A 19195-nucleotide genomic window follows, 5' to 3' on the forward strand; every position below is an offset into this window, starting at 1 on the left:
GCGTCCGGGATCCTTCCTAGGCTGGCGGTGTGACTCCTCACGTCGTCCTCGTGCACGGCATCCGCACGTCCGCCACGATGTGGCGCTCGCAGCTGGCCTTCCTCGAGGATGCCGGTGTGCCCGCCACCGCGGTCGACCTGCCCGGGCACGGCACGCGGATGGACGAGGACTTCACCATCCACGAGGCGCTGCACACCATCGACGTCGCCGTGCGCGACGCATCCTCGGCGGGGCCGGTGCTGCTCGTCGGGCACTCCATGGGCGGGCTGCTCTCGCTGGCGTACGCGGGGTCGGAGGAGCCGCCGCCGCTCGCCGGGCTCGTCGCGGCGTCGTGCACCGCGCTCCCCCGCGGCGCCGCCCTGCGCACCTACCGTGTGCTCGCGCGCGCCATCGATCGGATGCCGGGGCGCGGCATGTGGCTGACCGAGCGGGTGCTGCGCGCGACGATCCCGGAGGACACGCGCGCGGACTTCGGGGCCGGCGGGTATGCGCTGGATGCCCAGGACATCGCGCTCGGCAGCCTCTCGGCGCTGGATCTGGCGACCGCGGTGTCGCGGATCACGGTGCCGCTGTGGTTCGTGAACGGGCAATACGATCAGCTGCGCGTGCACGAGGCGCTGTTCCGGCGCCTCGCGCCGCACGCGGAGCTGATCGTGGTGCCGCGCAGCACGCACCTGGTCACCGCGATGCGACCGCAGGTGTTCAACGCCGTGCTGCGCCTGGCGATCGCGACGGTGGAGGTCGCGGCCGCGACGTGATCCTTCCGCGGACCTGGTAGACTCGACTCTTGGCTTGCGTGTGGGTTCTACCCTCACGACCGCCGTTCGGCGCCCCTCTCCCGCCTGCGGCATTCCGAACACCAACAAGACAGAAAGCGTCCGCACGTGGCAAACATCAAGTCGCAGATCAAGCGCAACAAGACGAACCTGAAGGCTCAGGAGCGCAACAAGGCCGTCAAGAGCGAGCTGAAGACCTGGGTCCGCAAGACCCGCGAGGCCGTCGCCGCCGGTGACAAGGAGGCCGCTGAGGCCGCCCTGGCCAAGGCATCCGTCAAGCTCGACAAGGCCGTCAGCAAGGGTGTCGTGCACAAGAACCAGGCGAAGAACCGCAAGTCGGCCATCGCCAAGCAGGTCGCCGCGCTCTGAACCCGCACGTTTCGCTGAAGGCCCGTCCCGCCAGGGGCGGGCCTTCTCCGTTCCCCGCCCGACTCGTACCCGGTCGTTGAGCGAGGGCCCCGCAGGCGCCCGAGACGAAACGCCCCACCCGGTCCTCCCCCACCCGGTCGTTGAGCGAGGGCGCCACAGGCGCCCGAGACGAAACGCCCCACTCCGTCGTCCCCCAACCGGTCGTTGAGCGAGCGAGCCGCAGGCGAGCGAGACGAAACGCCTCAGCCCTCAGACCCGAACGGCTGCCGGGTCGCGATAACGGTGACCATCCGCTCGAGCGCGAAGATCGGGTCGCGGGCGGCGCCCTTCACCTCGGCATCCGCCCTCGCCGTGGCCTGGATCGCCATGCCGAGAGACCGCTCGTTCCAGCCCATCAGGTCGCGGCGGGCGCGGTCGACCTGCCAGTCCTTCATGCCGAGCCTCTGGGCGAGCTGACGGCTCGGTTCGCGATTGCCGGCCACACGCGCCATGGTGCGCAGCTTCATGGCGAAGGCGGCGACCATCGGCACCGGATCCGCACCCGAAGCGAGGGCGTGCCGGAGAGCCATCAAGGCCTCCCCGTAGCGGCCGGCGATCGCGGTGTCGGCGACCACGAAGGCCGAGACCTCGACTCGTCCGCCGTAGTACTTGGTGACGACGTCCTCGGTGATGTCGCCCTCGACATCGCCGATGAGCTGCTGGCAGGCGGCGGCGAGCTCGGTGATGTCCTCGCCGAAGGCCGATACCAACGCCCGCAGAGCGGCCGGGGCGATGCGCTTGCCGGCGGCCTTGAACTCCCCCGCCGCGAAGTCGACGCGATCGCCGTCGCGCTTGATCGCCGGGCAGGCGATCTCGATGCCGCCTCCAGTGCCGGCTCGGACGGCGTCGAGAAGCTTCTTGCCCCGGACGCTGGCGCCGGTGTGACGCAGGATGACCGTCGCGCCCTCCTGCGGATGCTCCAGGTACGCCACGGCTTCCTGGATGAACGCGTCCGTGCACTTCTCGACCCCCGCGACGCGCACGAGACGCGGCTCACCGAACAGGGACGGCGAGGTGAGCGCCAGCAGCGTGCCCGGCGCGTAGTCGTCGGCACGGACGTCGCTCACTTCCAGCGCCGGATCCTCCGCGCGCAGGTAGTCACGGATGCCCGCGATCGCCCGTTCCGCGCAGATCTCCTCGGGGCCGGAGACGAGCACGATCGGCGCCGGACGCGGCTCGCGCCAGGACACCTGCGGGATGGACGCCTTCGCTGCGCTCCCGCGCGCGCCGGAGCCTCGGGCGGACGTGCGGGCTGCGGGCATGATCCCAGCCTACCGGCCGGGTATGACACCGCGATGGTCGCGGATCGGGGAGGGCGTTCCGCGGTCGTCGGTGCGTTTCGTCTCGGGCGCGCTTCGCGCGTCCTCGCTCAACGATCGGGCGGGGCTCAACGACCGGGAGTGATCAGCCGAGGTCGGCGTCGTCGTCGGCCTCGCCGCGGACCATGGCGACCCAGCGGTTCAGATAGAGGGCTCCCGCCTCGTCGTGGATGAGCGAGGAGTGGTGACGCACCGGGTACGGCGTCGACGGCACCCCGTCGCCCGGACGGACGTCGACGTGCACGACGTCGTGTCCGTTGTCGTAGAGCCAGTCCGACATCGCGTAGTCGGTGCGCGAGTCGCCCAGCGTGCGCCAGCGCCGAGGCAGCGGGATGCCCTCCTCGGCGAGGAACGAGAGCATGAGGCTGGCGCCGCGGTCCTTGCCGAGACGGTTCGACTCGATGTCGGTGGAGATGATCGTCGGGTCGATGCGGTAGCGGATCCGCCCCTCGGCATCCGCAGCCCGCCGCCCCTCCCACTCGTAGCCGAGGCCGTGCCGGCGCATCAGCGCGGCGATCGCCTCGTTCAGCTGGGGCTGCCGGTCCCGGAACTCGCGATTGGGGATGTCGGTGAGCTGCTCGACGGAGATCATCGCCCGCTTGGTGTCGTCGAAGAAGACGAGGTCGGCGAAGTCGGTGCGCACCAGCTGCTCCATGTCGCGGGCGAACGCCTCCGGCATCCGCAGGTTCTCGTCGACCGTCACCTCGCCGGCACCCGCCGCCGTGATGCGCATCCACACGGCGCCTTTCTCGCAGATGCCCCACAGGCGCGCGTCGTCGCCGAGCCCCTCCGCCACCAGCAGCGGGATCACCTGGTCGCGGAGGAAGGCGTCCGAGCGGCCGGTGTTGAAGGCGATCGGGATGCCGCGGTTCGCGAGCTCGGCGAGATCGCGGGCGATGCTCGGGATCGCGATCGAGCGGGTCACCGGGCTGGCGATGGGTCCGTCGACGTCGAGGAGGAGGCCGAGGGGCGGGGTCGGGATGCTCACCCCTCCGATCCTAGGAGGGGATCCTAGGATCGGATCCCAGCAGGGCGCGAGCGGACGCTCCGCATGATTCCGCCCGATCGGCCGTCACTCCCGCTCGTGCGCGAGCAGCCAGGAGTAGATGTCGTCGCCCTCGCTGCCGCTGTACGCCTGATCCCAGCCCTCGTGCCCGAGCTCGGCGTAGATCGACAGCATCGCACTGTCGGGCGTCGCTCCCGGGCATCCGCTCACCGCCCCGACGGTGTCCACGCTGCCGGCCGGGTTCACGACATCGTCGAACTCGCCGTGGATCGCCCAGACCGGCACCTCCGCGAGTCCGCATCCGACGGTCGACCATGCCGGCCTGCCGTCGCCCGCGATGGGCACGGCGGCGGCGACCTGCTCGTCGCCGTACGCGGCGAGGTATTCCCAGACCCCGAAGGCCCCGCACGAGAGCCCGGTGACGTACACGCGATCGGGGTCGACGTCGTACTCGGTCGTCGCGTACGCGATGAAGTCGTGCAGCTCCTGCGGCGTGGTGCACGGCGACTGCGGCGGATGGCCGAGGTCGTGCTGGAGCTGCATGACGCAGGATCCCGGCCACTCCGCGCCGTCGCACGACTCGGCGCCCGGCAGCCCCGGTGGCTGCTCGACGTGCTGCGTCGACAGCACGACGAAGTCGCGATCGAGCGGCCACCCGCCGATGTCGATGAACCGCGGGATGCCCGTCCAGAGCAGACGGTCCAGGGCCTCGGCGGAGCCGTCGCCGTTCTCGCCGTAGCCGTTGGCTGTGACGAGCAGCGGACTGCCCCCGTCGACCGTGCCGTAGGACGGCGGCAGGTATTCGTAGTACCCCATCGACGCCTCGGTCGAACCGAGCGGATGCGGCGTGTGCCGCTCCCCCGAGCCGGTGCCGATGACCGGCTCGACGATCGCGCACAGATCGGCGTCGAATCCGGGGTGCGGCCCGGCGATGTCCGCGCCGAGGAATTCGAAGGCGCCGGTCGCCGTGTCGACAGTGAAGGTGAAGGTGATGTTCCCGCGGTCGCGGGTGAGCACGCGGTCGTCGGCCGAGACGACGAACGGCTGGCCGAGCTGCTGGGCCGTCACCTCGTACACCGAGCCGCCGAGCGGCGTGATCCGCAGATCCTTCGCGAGGAAGCGTCCCGACGTCGTGAACGAGTCGCCGTCGGCGCTCGTCCAGGTGTTGATGAACTCCACGTTCGCGTGCGTCAGGGGGAGGTCACCGCCCTGCGGATTCGTGCGCTCCAGCATCCGGCTGGTCACCTCGCCGTCCACCTGGAGCGGATGCCCGCAGTCCCAGTTCACGAACGAGTACCTCTCCGTGCTCTCCTCCGGGCCGGCCGCGGCCGCGCCCGCCGGCACCAGCATGACGCCGGCGACGGCGGCCGCCAGTGCCAGCCGCCCGGCATGCCGCCGGGACGGGAAGAATTCGACCGTTTCGCGCATCATGACGCACCGCCTCGACTCGAGGAGAACATGTGGCCGAGTGCCTGCGTCCTGGTCTCCGGGCGTCCCGCGATGACATCCGCGGATCCCCGTGAAGTCAGCCCCCAGAGCAACCTCGAGTGGAGTCTCCTCGGGCTGTGCACCCGTGTCAAGGGCTTCCCGATCCGAGCGCGGATGCCGGGCGATCAGGCGGTCATCCGCCGCCGGGCACGGGTGTGGGAGACGGATGCTGTTCCGCCTGCCGCTCCGCCCATACCGCCAGTGCCCCGTCCTCGAGGGCGAGGAGGATCCGGCCCTGCAGGTCGGTGCGGAGGACGCGGGACCCGAGCGAGGCGGCGGTCGCGAGCGCCTCGGCGCGCGGATGCCCGTAGTCGTTGCCGGCGCCGGCGCTGAACAGCGCCACCCGCCCTCGCGCCTCCTGGTACAGAGCCGGCTCCTGGTCCGCGCTGCCGTGGTGCGCGACCTTGACGATGTCGTACGGTCCTCGCAGGCGCCCGCTCGACAGCAGCATCCGCTGCGGCGACGCCGAGAGGTCACCGAGCAGCAGGGTGCGCGGCACCTCTCCCCCGCCGATCTCGACCACCACGCTGGCGTCGTTCCCGGGCGGGAAGGCGCGCGAGTCGCGCACCGGCCACAGCACGCGCCACGACGCCTCGCCCAGGGTGCCGGACATCCCGGCGGCGCCGTGGGTCGCCACCGCGCCGGCCGCGGTGAGGCCGGCGATCAGCCGCTCGTCGTCGGCGCTGCCGAACGGACCGTGCAGCACCGCGCCGACCCGCCCTCGGACCGCGTCCACCCCGCCGGCGTGGTCGAGATCGAAGTGGGTGAGCACCAAGACGTCGATCCGCGCGATGCCGAGCGCGGACAGGCAGGCCGAGAGCGGTTCCGGCGCCGGACCGGTGTCGATGAGCGCGACGCGGTCGGCGGAGCGGATCACCAGGGCGTCGCCCTGGCCGACGTCGCAGGCTGCGACGCTCCAGCCGTCCGGTGCGGTCATCCCGGCCAGGGGCCCGGTGAGCAGCATCCGTGCCCCGCCGAGCGCGAGCACCGTGACCAGCACGAGCGCCGACGCCGCCCGCAGCCGGTCGAGGCCGTGCCGCAGCAGCACCCCGCACACGGCCGCGCTGACGGCGGCGACGAGCAGCGCCGTCACCGGGCCCGGTGGCACGGCGAAGGTCGCGCCCGGGAGTGCGGCGGTGGTGATCGCCGTCGCCGCGATCCAGGATGCCGGAAGCCACGCCGCCGCGGCGAGGAGGTCCGCGATCGGGGGCACGGCGCCGGCCAGGCATGCCAGCAGGCCGATGACGGTGGCGACCGGAGCCGCGGGTGCGGCGAGCAGGTTGGCCGCGACGCCGACCAGCGACTGCTCCTCGGAGAACAGGGCGATGATCGGCCCGCACACCAGCTGCGCGGCCACCGGCACCGAGAGCGCCAGGGCGAGCGGCTCCGGCATCCAGCGCCGCAGACCGTCCATCAGCGGGCCCGCGAGGAGGAGCAGCGCCGCGGTGGCGGCGGCCGACAGCGCGAAACCCGGCGTGGCGGCGAGCCACGGGTCGGCGACGAGGATGACCGTGACGGCCAGCGAAAGCATCCCCAGCCCGGCGCTCGGACGGCCCAGCAGGATGCTGAGCATCGCCAGCGCGGCCATCACGCCCGCCCGCACCACGCTCGGCTCCGGGGTGACCAGCACGATGAACGCCCCGAGCGCCCCGAGCGCCAGCACGACCCGCAGCCAGCGCGCCCCGCCGCACAGCGCGACGAGCCAGAACACCGCCGCGACGACGATCGCGCAGTTCGCCCCGGACACCGCCGTGAGATGGCTGAGGCCGGATGCCCGCATCGCGGCGTTCAGCTCCTCCCCGACCGCCCGGGTGTCGCCGACCGCGAGGCCGGGAAGGAGCGCGGCGCCGGGCGGCGGCAGGCCTCTTGCGCGCTCGAGGAAGTCCGCGCGGACGCCGGCCGCGACCCCGAAGACACCGGATGCCGGGCGGACGACGTGCGCCTCGGAGCCGAAGAGGATCAGCGCGGCCCGCTCCCCCGGATCGGCCGCGGCGGTCTCCGCGACGACGCGCACGGTCGCGCCCAGCTCGATGCCCGGCTGCGGATCGACGCCCACGCGCACCGGCGCGCTGACCGGCGACGCCCGCGCGGGCGGTCCTGCCCGCAGCGTCTGCGCATCGAACCACACCCGCCCGTCCCGGCCGAAGGACGCCGAGGACGTCACGACCGCGGTGATCTCGGTCACGCGGCCGTCGAACCGCGCCACCGCCTCGCGGGCGGGCTGCGCCAGCGTCACCGACACGGCTGCCGCCGCGCAGCCGAGCAGCACGAGGGCGACCAGGCCGCGCCGCCACGGTGCGGCGAGCACCCAGCCGGCCGCGAGTGCACCGCATCCGATTGCCAGGGGCGGCGCCGCCGCGGGAGCGAGCACGCAGGCGAGCGCCACGCCCCACACCGCGGCGGCGAGGACGGTGCTGCGCAGGTCGAGGCCCTGGGTGCCGAGCAGGCGCCTCCGTCCCGCGTCCGTCTCCGCCCGGCCGGCGCTCATACCCGCACCAGATCCCGGATGCCGTCGAGCAGCTTCTCGCCGATCCCGGGCACGGCGAGCAGGTCGTCGACCGAGGTGAACCGGCCGTTCTCCTCGCGCCAGGAGACGATCCGCGCCGCCAGGGCCGGGCCGATGCGCGGCAGGGTCTCCAGCGCCGCCGCATCGGCGGTGTTCAGGTCGAGCAGACCGCCGGTCGCACCGGCGCCCGGACCGCCCGGCGTGCCCCCGCCCGCGCCCGGTGCCGCGCCGGGACCGCTGGCCGCGGCATCCGCTCCCTGCGCGGGCACGAAGACCTGCTCGCCGTCGGTCAGCGGCCGCGCCAGGTTGACCGCGCGCAGATCGGCGGTCTCCAGGGTGCCGCCGGCCGCGGCGAGAGCGTCGACGAGCCGGGCATCCGGCTCCAGGATGTACAGCCCGGGCGCGGCGACCTCACCGAGCACGTGCACGTAGATCTCGGCGCCGCGGATCTCCGCACCCTGGTCCGCGGAGGCACCGGCCCCCGCGGCATCCAGCGGCACGGTCTCGGACGGCGCGGCCTGCCCGCGCAGCAGGCCCCAGCCCACCGCGGCGGACAGCACCACGAGCCCGATCGTGACCGCCGCGCCGACCCCCAGCCGCAGCCGCGACCGCGGGGGCGGCTCTGCGGCGGGGGCATCCGAGGGTGGCACCACGCCACACTAGGCACGCGTTCGACGCGCTCGGCCGCGCGAACCCGCGCCCTGTTCACAACTCGCCGTGGCGGCGGGATTGTGCAGGATGAACCGGGCGTGACCGTGCGGGAGGAGCTGGGAGCGTCAGCCCTTGACCGCGAAGTTCACGATCTTCGGCGCGCGCACGATGACGCGCACGATCTCCTTGCCCTCCAGCGCCCGCTGAACCTTCTCGTCGGCGCGGGCCAGCGATTCCAGCTCGCCCTCGCCGACCTTCGCGGGCACCTCCAGCGTCGCGCGGACCTTGCCGTTCACCTGCACCGCGCAGGTCACAGTGTCCTCGACGAGCAGCGCCGGGTCGGCGGAGCGCCACGGCACGAGCGCGACGGACGGCTCGTGGCCCAGCTTCTCCCACATCTCCTCCGCGGTGTGCGGGGCGATCAGGTCCAGCATCACGGCGACCGTCTCGGCGGCCTCGCGCACCGCGGGGTCACCCGCGCCGGCGCCGCTGTCGATGGTCTTCCGGATCGCGTTCACCAGCTCCATCAGGCGCGCCACCAGCACGTTGAACTTCGTGTGCTCGACCAGGCCCGGGGCATCCGCCAGCAGACGGTGCGTGAGCCGGCGCAGGCCCGCGTCACCGCGCGAGAAGACCACGTCGACCGGGCTGGAGACCTCCTCCGCGACGCGCAGCGCGCGGGAGAGGAACTTCTGCGCACCGGTCATCGACACGTCGGCCCAGTCCTTGTCGTCCTCCACCGGACCGGCGAAGGCCAGGCCCACCCGCAGCGCGTCGGCGCCGTACGCGTCCAGCTCCTGCTGGAACAGCACCAGGTTGCCCTTCGACTTCGACATCTTCGCGCCGTTCAGGATCACCATGCCCTGGTTGATCAGGCTCGAGAACGGCTCGGTGAAGTCCACCAGGCCCATGTCGAACAGCACCTTGGTGATGAACCGCGCGTACAGCAGGTGCAGGATGGCGTGCTCCACGCCGCCGATGTACGAGTCGACCGGGGCCCAGCGCCGCGCCTCCTCGGGGTCGAACGCGAACTCCTCGCTGTTCGGCGACAGGAAGCGCAGGAAGTACCAGGAGCTGTCCACGAAGGTGTCCATCGTGTCCGGGTCGCGCAGCGCCGGCTCGCCGGTGGCGGGGTCGATCGTGCGGACCCACGATTCCGCGGCGCCCAGGGGCGAGGTGCCCTTCGGCGACAGGTCCAGGCCCTCGACGCTCGGCAGCCGGACCGGCAGCTGGTCCTCCGGCACCGGGACGACCTCGCCGTCCTGACGGTGCAGCATCGGGATCGGCGTGCCCCAGAACCGCTGACGCGAGATCAGCCAGTCGCGCAGGCGGTAGTTCTTCGCGGCACGGCCCAGCCCGGCCTGCTCCAGCTTCTCGATCTGGCGGGCGATGGCGTTGCGCTTGGACAGCCCGTCCAGGTCGCCGGAGTTGATCATCCGGCCCTCGCCGGTGAGCGCGACGCCGGTGCGCGCGGGGTGCAGGTCGTCCAGGTTCTCGGTCTCGATCGGCACGCCGTCCTCGTCCGTCTCGATCACCGGGATCGCGCCGGTGATCGGCGCGGTGGTGTCGACGACGACCTTGACCGGCAGGTCGAACGCGCGGGCGAAGTCGAGGTCGCGCTGGTCGTGCGCGGGGACGGCCATCACCGCGCCGTGACCGTAGTCGGCCAGCACGTAGTCGGCGGCCCAGATCGGCAGCCGCTCCCCGTTCACCGGGTTGATCGCGTAGCGCTCCAGGAACACGCCCGTCTTCGGCCGGTCGGTGGACTGCCGGTCGATCTCGGTCTCCTTCTGCACCTGCGCCAGGTAGTCCTCGAAGCGCTCGCGCACCTCCGGCGAGGCGTCCGCGGCCAGCTCGGCGGCCAGGTCGGAGTCCGGCGCGACGACGAAGAAGGTGGCGCCGTGCAGCGTGTCCGGGCGCGTGGTGAACACGGTCACCGGCTCCTCACGGCCCTCGATGCGGAAGTCGACGTCCGCACCCGTGGAACGGCCGATCCAGTTGCGCTGCATCTGCAGCACTTTCGACGGCCAGAAGCCCTCCAGCTGGTTCAGGTCGTCCAGCAGCCGGTCGGCGTACTCGGTGATCTTGAAGTACCACTGGGTCAGCTTCTTCTTCACGACCTCGGCGCCGCAGCGCTCGCACCGGCCGTCGACGACCTGCTCGTTGGCCAGCACGGTCTGGTCGTTGGGGCACCAGTTCACCGGGCTCTTCTTGCGGTACGCCAGACCCCGCTCGTACATCTTCAGGAACAGCCACTGGTTCCAGCGGTAGTACTCCGGGTCGGAGGTGTGCAGCACCCGGCTCCAGTCGAAGGAGACTCCGTAGGCGAGGAATCCGGCCTTCTGCTGGTCGATGTTCTGGTACGTCCACTCCCGCGGGTCCGCGCCGCGGCGGATCGCCGCGTTCTCGGCGGGCAGGCCGAACGAGTCCCAGCCGATCGGGTTGAGCACGTTGTGCCCGCGGTGCCGCCAGAACCGGGCCACGATGTCCGAGTACAGGTAGTTCTCGGCGTGCCCCATGTGCAGGTCGCCCGAGGGGTACGGGAACATCGCCAGCACGTACTTGCGCGGGCGCGTGTCGTCCGCGCCGCCGGCCCGGAACGTGTCGTTCTCGGCCCAGTACCGCTGCCACTTCTCCTGGAGGGCGTGCGGGGACAGGGACGCGGCGGTTTCGACGGTGGATGCGGACGGATGCTCGGACAAGGAACGGCCAATCTACGGATGCGGACAGCCCGGTGAGACGGGAGATTCCAGGGTATCGCGTCCCGGTGTCGGGCGTTTCGTCTGCCTGTCGAAGGGCGCTCAACGACCGGGCGGGGCCCAATCGGGTGGGAGGGTGGCGCCGAGGGCGGCGAGCGGGGCGCGCGCCTTCGTGGCGACCTCGGCCGCCTCGGCCGCGGCATCCGACAGCCACGTGATGCCGCCCCCGGCTCCGACGTACGCCTCGTCGCCCTCGAAGACGATCGAACGGATCACCATCGCGAGGTCGGCCGTGCCGTCCAGGCCGACGTGCCCGAAGCAGCCCGAGTACACCCCGCGCGGTCCCCGCTCCAGTTCGTGCAGGATCGTCATCGCCGACAGCTTCGGCGCGCCGGTCATGCTGCCCGCCGGGAAGGCGGCGTCGCACAGCTCCCCGAAGGTGACCCCGGGGCGCAGCCGCGCGCTCACCGTGCTGACCAGCTGATGCACCGCCGGGTACGACTCGACCTCCCACAGGCGCTCGACGCGCACGGATCCGGGCTGCCCGATGTGCGACAGGTCGTTGCGCATCAGGTCGACGATCATGACGTTCTCCGCGCGCTCCTTCTCACTCGCCCGCAGCTCGCGTGCCAGATCGTCGTCCTCCGCCGGGGTCGCGCCGCGCGGGCGCGTGCCCTTGATCGGGCTGGTGCGCACCACGCCGCCGGCGACCTCGAGGAACTGCTCGGGGCTCGCGCTGGCGAGACAGCGATCCCCGATCCGCAGGAACCCGCCGTGGTGCGAGGGCGTGGCGCGGCGCAGCCGCCGGTACGCGTGGATCGGGTCGCCGGCATCCGCGACCGTGAAGCGGGTCGTGAGGCACAGCTGGTAGGCGTCGCCGCAGCGGATCGCCTCGCGGCAGCGCTCGACCAGCGCGACGTACTCCGGCACCGTATGGCGGGCGGATGCGGATGCCGGGGGCGCGGCCGGCGGCGGCGGGACGACCGCGTCGAGCGCACGCTCGACGGCGGCGCTCCAGGCGTCGAGCTCCCCCGCCTCGGCGAGCGCCCACACGGCGCGGCGTTCGTGGTCGATCGCGACGGCGCGGTGCACGGCGATCCACGAGGGGACGCGCAGGCCCGGCGCTGTCGGCGCGCCGGCGCGGGCCGCCCCGTCCTCGTAGTCGAGCCAGCCCACCCAGCCGCCGCGGAACGGGACGGCGGCGGGCAAGGGCGCCCCGGCATCGGCATCCGCGTCTCCGTCGCGACCGGGCGCGGCGAGCACGGTCTCCCGCACGACGTCGGCGTCGGATTCCGCCACGCCGCTGCCGAGGATGCTCCATCCCCGCGCGGCATCCGACCCGGCGTCCAGCCAGAACGCGGCGGACTCCCCGGCGCACAGGGCGACGAACAGGTTCTCGGGGTCGCCCCAGCCGTGGATCGGGCGCGCGGAGAGCGTCGAAGGAGCGGGCACGTTCACAGAGTAGAGGCCGGACAGGCGTCGTACGCTCATGGTGTGAATGACGTCGTGCTGTGGGCCATCGAGGTCGTGCAGTCGGTCGATCCCCTCCTGCGCACGCTGCTCGCGGGTCTCGCGATCATGCTCGAGACCAGTGTGCTGATCGGTCTGCTCGTCCCCGGCGACACTGTCGTGCTCGTCGCCTCGATCGGGGTGGGCTCGCTGCCGGAGGGCGTCCTGCTCGGGATCACGGTGATCGTCGGCGCGCTCATCGGCGAGTCGATCGGGTTCTGGCTGGGGCGCTGGATCGGACCGCACATCCGGCACTCGTGGCTCGGCCGGCGGATCGGCGAACGGCACTGGCAGCGCTCGGAGCTGTATCTCCGCCGCCGCGGCGGCATCGCGATCTTCCTGTCCCGCTTCCTGCCGGTGCTGCACTCGCTCGTGCCGCTGACCGTCGGGATGAGCGGCTTCGGCTACCGGCGGTTCCTCGCCTGGACCGTGCCGGCCTGCGTGCTGTGGGCCTGCGCCTATGTCGGGATCGGCTCCGCCGTCGCCGGCGGTTACAAGGAGCTCTCCCAGACCGTGCACTACGCCGGGTACCTGTTCGTCGGTGCGATCCTGCTGTTCCTCCTCGTCGCGGTGATCGCGAAGAAGGTCATCGCGCATCGCGAAGAGCGGCACATGTCCACCGCGGACGACCCCGCCGCGGAGGCGTGACCGTCCGGCCGCAGAGGCGCGACCGGCGCAGGCGTGAAAGACTGGGAGCGATGTCCCCAGCCTCAGCGGCCAAGATCCACTGGTTCGCCCGACTCGAGCACCGCATCCACGTCTGGCGCGAGCGGCGCGCTCGCCGGCGCGGCCGTTCGGCGACCGTCGTTCCGTTCCCCGGGTACGGCGGCACCGGCTGGGTGCGGGTCGTCGGCCGGGTGCTGATCGTCCCGCCGCCGCGGAAGAACGCGGACGGCGAGCTGGCCAGCGTCCGCGGATGGCGCAGCTTCGCCGGCATCCCGGTCAGCTTCGCCGCCGTGCGCATCGAGATCGGCGGGCGCAGCCACGACGTGGTCGCCGACCGCGGCGGCGTGATCGACGCCCGGATCGAGACGCACCTGGAGCCGGGCTGGCAGACCTTCACGATGTCGGTGGAGGGGCAGGAGCCGGTCGAGGCGAGCGTCTTCGTCGTCGCCGACGACATCCGCTTCGGCGTCGTCTGCGATGTGGACGACACCGTCATGGTCACCGCGCTCCCCCGACCGTTCATCGCCGCCTGGAACTCCTTCGTCGTCGACGAGCACGCCCGCATCCCGGTGCCCGGCATGTCGGTGCTGCTGGAGCAGATCATGCGCAGTCACCCCGGTGCTCCGATGATCTACCTGTCCACCGGCGCCTGGAACATCGCCCCCACCCTGCGCCGCTTCCTCAGCCGCCACCTGTTCCCCGCCGGGGCGATGCTGCTCACCGACTGGGGCCCGACGCACGACCGCTGGTTCCGCAGCGGCCGCGAGCACAAGGCCCGCAACCTGCGTCGCCTGGCCGACGAGTTCCCCGGCATCCGCTGGCTGCTCATCGGCGACGACGGTCAGCATGACGAGGCGATCTACTCGGAGTTCCAGCGCGAGCATCCGGGTTCCGTTGCCGGCGTCGCAATCCGCCGGCTGCTCCCCGCCGAGGCGGTGCTCGCCGGCGGCCGCACCGAGGTGGAGGACCACTCCGGCGAAGGCGTGCCGTGGGTGAGCGCGGAGGACGGCGCCGGACTGCGCGAGCAGCTGAGCGCCGCCGGGCTCATCGACGCTCGCTGAACTGATTCTCGGCCCGCGTCGCCGACACGTATCCTCGTCTGGTGCCCGCATCCGTCCTCTCCCGCGCCGAGTGGCGTGCGCGTGCCCGCGCCCACGAGGAGCGGGCGGATGCACTGACCGCCGGGCACCGCGAGCGGACGGCGCGGGGCGAGAAGCACCCCGTCTGGGACTTCCTGTTCACCTACTACTCGTACAAGCCGGCACGGCTGCGCCGCTGGCATCCGGGTGCCGGTGTCGTGCTCGAAGGCGCGGCGGAGCGCCGCTCCTGGCGCTGGTACTCCCCCGGTCCGTCGGAGGTGGACGCGGTGCCGGATGCCGGCGCCTTCGCGGCGGAGAAGCCCGAGCTGGCGCGCCTGATCGAGCGGATGCTGCGCCGCACGGCCGCGCGCCCCGGCCAGTTCGGCTGCTTCGGGCTGCACGAGTGGGCGATGGTGTACCGGGCCGAGGAGCACCGGCATCCGGTTCCGCTGCGCCTGGGGCAGGCCGGCACGGACGCGGTGGTGGAGTCGCACGAGCTGCGCTGCACGCACTTCGACGCCTTCCGCTTCTTCACACCGGATGCCGTCGCCCGCAACCGCCGGCCGCTCACCCGCGAGGAGCAGCCCGCGCTCGAGCAGCCCGGATGCCTGCACGCCGGCATGGACGTCTACAAGTGGGCGATGAAGCTGGGGCCGCTGGTGCCCGGCGAGCTGCTGCTGGACGCGTTCGAGCTGGCCCGCGACATCCGTCTGCTGGACATGGAGGCGGCGCCGTACGACCTCGCCGCGTGGGGCATCCGGCCGGTGCGGATCGAGACGGCCGAGGGCAAGGCGGAGTACGTCCGCCGGCAGCGGGCGTTCGCCGAGCGGGGCAACGCCCTGCGCGAGCGGATGCTGCGCGCGTGGCTCGGCGAGGACGAGGGCGCCTGACGAGATCACCTGACGAGGGCCTCTGACCAGGGCGCGCCGGGCGAGGGCGTCGCGGCGGCGGCGCGTGCGGCGATGCGCGCGGCTCACCCGCCGGTTATGTCCGCCGCGAGCTGCAGCCGCAGCCGCACCACCCGTTCGGCGGCCTCCTGCAGACGCGCGGCCGGCAGGCGTCCGTCGCCGACCGCCTGCACGATGCCGGAGACGATCCGCGGTGCGGTGTCGGGCGTGGATCCGGCGATCATCAGCACCATGTCTGCTCCGGCGGCCAGCGCCGCGACCGCGTTCTGCACCGGGTCGGCGTACGCGTCGACGCCGGAGTCGCCGAGCATCCCGAGGTCGTCGGTGACGGCGACCCCGTCGAAGCCCAGCTCGCTGCGGGCGATGGCGTACCAGCGCGGCGACAGCGAGGCGGGCGCGGGGTCGACCGACGTGTAGGCCAGGTGCCCGAACATGAGCAGCGGAGCGCCGGCGTCGATGCCCGCGGCGAACGGGACGGCGTCGGTCGCACGCCACTCCTCCAGCGTCCGCGTCGTGGACGGGATGCCATGGTGGGAGTCCCCCGGCGCGGCGCCGTGCCCCGGGAAGTGCTTGAGGGTCGAGGCGACCGCGGCCCGCTCCCCCTCGACCGCTGCGGCGACGCGTTCGGCGGCGCCGGCCGGGTCGGCGCCGAGGGCGCGGCGGTGGATGAAGGACGACGGGGCGGCGGGCACGTCGGCGACGATCCCGAAGTTCACGTTGGCACCCGCGTCGGCGACGAGGGCGCCGCGGGCCGCGAAGGCGGCGCGGGCGTCGCCGGACGGACGGTCCTTGAGGGTGTCCGCGGCGGGCAGGTCGTCCCAGGGCAGGCGCGACACGTCGCCGCCCTCCTGGTCGATCGCGATCAGCGGCGGCAGCCGCGGGTCGGTGACGAGGGCGGCGGTGACGGTGCGCAGCTCCTCGGGGGTCGGCGGGATGTTCGCGCCCATCAGGATGAATCCGCCCAGGCCGGAGGACATGTACTGCCGGAGCGCGGCGGTGTCGGTGGTCGGGATGTGCCCCATCACCACGGTGGCGGCGCGCTGCGCGGTGGTCATCTCGGCGACGAGGGCGGCGGCGGGGTCGGGCGTGGGCGTCGGCGACGGGGTGCGCGTGGGGGACGGCGTGGACGGATGCGGCTGCGGCGAGGCCTGCGGCGCGGAGCATCCGGATGCCGCGAGCACCGCCGCCGCGGCGAGCACGGCGAGGAGGCTTCGGATCGCGGACATGGCCTCAGCCTACGGCGGCCGCCTGAAGCGCCGCCGGATGCCGCGACGCCGTTGCGCGGCCGGCACGAGCGTGCTGACATGACGGTGATGGCATGCGACGATCCTCCGCCTCCGGGCATCCGCCGGCATCCGCCCGAGCAGGCGCCGCAGGATGCCGCGGCCGCGAGCGACCTCACCGCTCTGGATGCGCTGGTCACCACCTGCCGCGCCTGCCCGCGCCTGGTCGCCTGGCGGGAGGAGGTGGCGCGCACGAAGCGCGCCGCGTTCCGCGACCAGGACTACTGGGGGCGTCCGGTGCCCGGGTTCGGGCCGCACGCCGCGTCGATCCTGATCGTCGGCCTGGCCCCGGCGGCGCACGGCGCGAACCGGACCGGGCGCATGTTCACCGGCGACCGCAGCGGGGACGTGCTGTACGCGGCGATGTACGCCGTGGGGCTCGCCTCGCAGCCGGTCGCCGCGTCGCGCGACGACGGGCTGGAGCTGTTCGGCACGCGGATCAGCGCGCCGGTGCGGTGCGCCCCGCCCGAGAACAAGCCGACCCCGCAGGAGCGCCGCACGTGCGCGCCGTTCCTCGCGAGGGAGTTGGAGCTGCTGGCCGGCACCCTGCGCGTGGTCGTGGTGCTGGGCGGGTTCGGCTGGCAGGCGCTGCTGGCCACGCTGACGGATGCCGGGTGGCTGGTGCCCCGCCCGCGCCCGCGGTTCGGTCACGGCGCCCGGGTGCGGCTCGCGCATCCCGACGGCCGGGCGCTGGAAGTGCTCGGATGCTTCCACGTCAGCCAGCAGAACACCTTCACCGGCCGGCTCACTCCGGCCATGCTCGAGGAGGTTCTCATCCAGGCGAAGTCCGCCGCCGCCGTCGGACCCTGAGCCCGTCGCCGGACCCTGAGCCCGTCGCCGGACCCTGAGCCCGTCGAAGGGTCCTGAGCCTGTCAGCGGACCCTGAGCCTGTCAGCGGACCCCGAGCCTGTCAGCGGACCCTGAGCCTGTCGAAGGGTCCGCCCGCCGCATCCGCTACGACGCCAGCCGGAGCCCGTCCGCGGGCCGCACCTCCTGCAGGTACCGCCGGACGCCGGTCGCCGCTGTCCGCCCCGCGCGGTTGGCGCCGATCGTGCTCGCCGAGGGCCCGTATCCGACCAGCTGCACCCGCGGGTCTGCGACGGCGGTGGTGCCGCGTCCGCCGCGATCCAGGCGGATGCCGCCCGAGGCGCTGCGCAGCCGCAGCGGAGCGAGGTGCGCGATGGCCGGCCGGAACCCGGTCGCCCAGAGGATCACGTCGACCCGCTCGAACGTCCCGTCCGCCCACCGCACGCCGTCCGGCTCGATCCGCTCGAACATCGGCCGGCGCGCCGCGTAGGCGCCCAGCCGCGCGGCCTCCTGCTCCTGCGGGCGCAGCATCAGGCCGGTCACGCTCACCACGCTCTGCGGAGGCAGGCCCTGCGCCACCCGCTGCTCCACGAGGGCGACGGCCGCGGCGCCCGCCTCCGGGGTGAACTCGTCGTCGCGCCAGACCGGCTCCCGCCGGGTCACCCACAGGGTGTCCGTGATCGGCGCCAGGGCGCCGAGGAACTGCACGGCAGACGCTCCACCGCCCACGACCAGCACCCGCTTCCCGCGGAAGTGGTCCGGCCCGGGGTAGTCGACGGTGTGCAGCTGCTCGCCGAGGAAGCTCTCCCGGCCGGGATGGTGCGGCAGAAACGGACGCGTCCAGGTGCCGGTGGCGTTCACGAGCGTGCGCGTGCGCCACTCCCCCTGCGCGGCGTGCACGACGAGGATGCCGTCCTCGTCGGTGACCGTGTGGACCGACACCGGGCGGAGCACCGGCAGCGCGTGCTCGCGTTCGTAGGAGCCGAAATACGCCGGCACGACGCGGTTCGCCCGGGCGGCGGTCCGAGGCGGGGGCTGCGAACCGGGCAGTTCGGCGACGCCGTGCACGTCGACCATCGTGAGGGCGTCCCAGCGGTGCTGCCACGCCCCGCCCGGCCGCTCGTCGGCATCGAGCACGAGATGACGGATGCCGAGGCGCCGCAGGTGGTACGACGCGGAGAGCCCGGCCTGGCCGGCGCCGATCACCACGCTCTCGAGGATGTCCACGACCGTCCCAACGCCCGCGGCGCCGCCGTTGTTCCGGACACGCCCGGGACGCACGCCCGTCCCCGCCTCGATTGGCGTTCGCGCGGGATGCTGTTGTATTCTGAACGGGTTGCTCCGGGCTTCTACGGAGCAGCATCTGGGCCTGTGGCGCAGCTGGTAGCGCACCTGCATGGCATGCAGGGGGTCAGGGGTTCGAGTCCCCTCAGGTCCACCAAATCGGAAACGTTCGAACCTTGCGCCGCTTATCGTGGTGCAAGGTTCTTTCGTTGTGCTGCCTGGCGCTCGTCGCCAGGATCGTTGCGATGGGCTCGTTCGGCACGAGAGTTGCGTCTCGGCAACGACCGCTGCCGCCGTCGCGTTCCCCGTCAGTTTGGTCATCGGGGTAATGGTGATGCATCCGGCGAGACCGACGTAGCCGGAAGCCGGCTGGTGATGGCGCAGTCGCCGTCGTTGGCAGCGCGATCTGCTGCGACTCGTACCGTGGGTCCAGGCCGCAGCCGTTTCCAGGGCATCGCTCACCTTCGCTTCGCCGAGAACCCAGCGCGCGTGGTACGCGTATCCCGGCCGTGCCTGTCGAGCATCTCCAGCACCAGGGCGGCGTCCTCGTGCAGGGTCGCGGATGCCTGGAACATGAGCCGGTTGCCCCCTGCCGGTCGTCGGCATCCGTCGCGGCCTGGGCTGAGTACGACTAGTGGGGGCGGGCGAGCTCCGCACCTGGCCGCGATCTCGGGTGGTTGCGATCAGGTCGCTAATCACCCGATACGGCACGTCCGCATCCTCGACGTGCTGGGTCACTTGGGCATTATGGGGTCTCTCGCTCGCCGCGGTAGCGACCCTGTGCGCCGCGGACGCTATCCGTGTCA

Annotated in this window: 15 protein-coding genes and 1 tRNA gene; 7 read left to right on the forward strand and 9 right to left on the reverse strand. The window is 72.8% G+C overall.

Features of this window, described 5'->3' with window-relative positions:
• Nucleotides 1-29 precede the first annotated feature (29 nt).
• Nucleotides 30-758: an alpha/beta fold hydrolase gene (locus JRG78_RS07295; RefSeq protein WP_259606069.1), complete on the forward strand. Its 729-nt coding sequence runs from the start codon at nt 30-32 to the stop codon at nt 756-758.
• 126 nt (nt 759-884) lie between these two features.
• A complete protein-coding gene (rpsT, locus tag JRG78_RS07300; RefSeq protein WP_259606070.1) occupies nt 885-1145 on the forward strand; it encodes a 30S ribosomal protein S20 in 261 nt (86 codons plus the stop codon).
• Nucleotides 1146-1387: 242 nt separating this feature from the next.
• Here the strand turns inward: rpsT and holA are convergent, their stop codons facing one another.
• From holA to pabB, 7 genes are all read right to left on the reverse strand, one after another.
• On the reverse strand, nt 1388-2446 hold the full coding sequence (holA, locus tag JRG78_RS07305; RefSeq protein ID WP_259606071.1) for a DNA polymerase III subunit delta: 1059 nt from the start codon (nt 2444-2446) through the stop codon (nt 1388-1390).
• Between the two features lie 142 nt (nt 2447-2588).
• Complete coding sequence (locus JRG78_RS07310; RefSeq protein WP_336297674.1) at nt 2589-3491, reverse strand: hypothetical protein; 903 nt, start codon at nt 3489-3491, stop codon at nt 2589-2591.
• Between the two features lie 84 nt (nt 3492-3575).
• Nucleotides 3576-4940: a hypothetical protein gene (locus tag JRG78_RS07315; RefSeq protein ID WP_259606072.1), complete on the reverse strand. Its 1365-nt coding sequence runs from the start codon at nt 4938-4940 to the stop codon at nt 3576-3578.
• Between the two features lie 190 nt (nt 4941-5130).
• A complete protein-coding gene (locus JRG78_RS07320) occupies nt 5131-7485 on the reverse strand; it encodes a ComEC/Rec2 family competence protein (RefSeq protein ID WP_259606073.1) in 2355 nt (784 codons plus the stop codon).
• Complete coding sequence (locus JRG78_RS07325; RefSeq protein WP_259606074.1) at nt 7482-8153, reverse strand: ComEA family DNA-binding protein; 672 nt, start codon at nt 8151-8153, stop codon at nt 7482-7484. Before JRG78_RS07325 ends, JRG78_RS07320 begins: the two co-directional genes overlap by 4 nt.
• A 126-nt stretch (nt 8154-8279) precedes the next feature.
• The gene (leuS, locus tag JRG78_RS07330) at nt 8280-10856 is read right to left on the reverse strand and encodes a leucine--tRNA ligase (protein WP_259606075.1); all 2577 of its coding nucleotides are present in this window, start codon (nt 10854-10856) and stop codon (nt 8280-8282) included.
• A 99-nt stretch (nt 10857-10955) separates the two neighbouring features.
• Complete coding sequence (gene pabB, locus JRG78_RS07335) at nt 10956-12305, reverse strand: aminodeoxychorismate synthase component I (RefSeq protein WP_259606076.1); 1350 nt, start codon at nt 12303-12305, stop codon at nt 10956-10958.
• 42 nt (nt 12306-12347) lie between these two features.
• Between pabB and JRG78_RS07340 the strand changes: the two genes are divergently transcribed.
• Genes JRG78_RS07340 through JRG78_RS07350 form a run of 3 tightly spaced genes read left to right on the forward strand, consistent with a single transcriptional unit; the run spans nt 12348 to nt 14997 of the window.
• Complete coding sequence (locus JRG78_RS07340) at nt 12348-13010, forward strand: DedA family protein (protein WP_259606077.1); 663 nt, start codon at nt 12348-12350, stop codon at nt 13008-13010.
• Nucleotides 13011-13060: 50 nt separating this feature from the next.
• Nucleotides 13061-14089 carry an App1 family protein gene (locus tag JRG78_RS07345; protein WP_259606078.1) on the forward strand — a complete coding sequence of 343 codons (1029 nt, stop codon included), beginning with the start codon at nt 13061-13063 and terminating at the stop codon, nt 14087-14089.
• 41 nt (nt 14090-14130) lie between these two features.
• Nucleotides 14131-14997, forward strand: coding sequence for a 3-methyladenine DNA glycosylase (locus JRG78_RS07350; protein ID WP_259606079.1), 867 nt, complete (start codon nt 14131-14133; stop codon nt 14995-14997).
• 83 nt (nt 14998-15080) lie between these two features.
• On the opposite strand, the gene JRG78_RS07355 is transcribed toward JRG78_RS07350, so the two are convergent.
• Nucleotides 15081-16241 (reverse strand): glycoside hydrolase family 3 N-terminal domain-containing protein, encoded by a 1161-nt coding sequence (locus JRG78_RS07355; protein WP_259606080.1) that lies wholly within the window; start codon nt 16239-16241, stop codon nt 15081-15083.
• 87 nt (nt 16242-16328) lie between these two features.
• On the opposite strand from JRG78_RS07355, the gene JRG78_RS07360 reads away from it, so the two are divergent.
• Nucleotides 16329-17108: a uracil-DNA glycosylase gene (locus tag JRG78_RS07360; RefSeq protein WP_259608160.1), complete on the forward strand. Its 780-nt coding sequence runs from the start codon at nt 16329-16331 to the stop codon at nt 17106-17108.
• 144 nt (nt 17109-17252) lie between these two features.
• Here the strand turns inward: JRG78_RS07360 and JRG78_RS07365 are convergent, their stop codons facing one another.
• A complete protein-coding gene (locus JRG78_RS07365; RefSeq protein WP_272653256.1) occupies nt 17253-18386 on the reverse strand; it encodes an NAD(P)-binding domain-containing protein in 1134 nt (377 codons plus the stop codon).
• Between the two features lie 84 nt (nt 18387-18470).
• Between JRG78_RS07365 and JRG78_RS07370 the strand changes: the two genes are divergently transcribed.
• Nucleotides 18471-18546 (forward strand) — tRNA-Ala (locus tag JRG78_RS07370).
• Nucleotides 18547-19195: the final 649 nt, after the last annotated feature.

Source organism: Microbacterium sp. EF45047 (assembly GCF_028472845.1).
Taxonomy (GTDB): domain Bacteria; phylum Actinomycetota; class Actinomycetes; order Actinomycetales; family Microbacteriaceae; genus Microbacterium; species Microbacterium neungamense.

Bases quoted from the DNA above. Each gene is read 5' to 3' on its own strand.
- holA (WP_259606071.1), bottom strand. From the start codon at position 2,446: ATGCCCGCAGCCCGCACGTCCGCCCGAGGCTCCGGCGCGCGCGGGAGC.
- JRG78_RS07315 (WP_259606072.1), bottom strand. From the start codon at position 4,940: ATGATGCGCGAAACGGTCGAATTCTTCCCGTCCCGGCGGCATGCCGGG.
- JRG78_RS07320 (WP_259606073.1), bottom strand. From the start codon at position 7,485: ATGAGCGCCGGCCGGGCGGAGACGGACGCGGGACGGAGGCGCCTGCTC.
- JRG78_RS07345 (WP_259606078.1), top strand. From the start codon at position 13,061: ATGTCCCCAGCCTCAGCGGCCAAGATCCACTGGTTCGCCCGACTCGAG.
- JRG78_RS07355 (WP_259606080.1), bottom strand. From the start codon at position 16,241: ATGTCCGCGATCCGAAGCCTCCTCGCCGTGCTCGCCGCGGCGGCGGTG.
- JRG78_RS07360 (WP_259608160.1), top strand. From the start codon at position 16,329: ATGGCATGCGACGATCCTCCGCCTCCGGGCATCCGCCGGCATCCGCCC.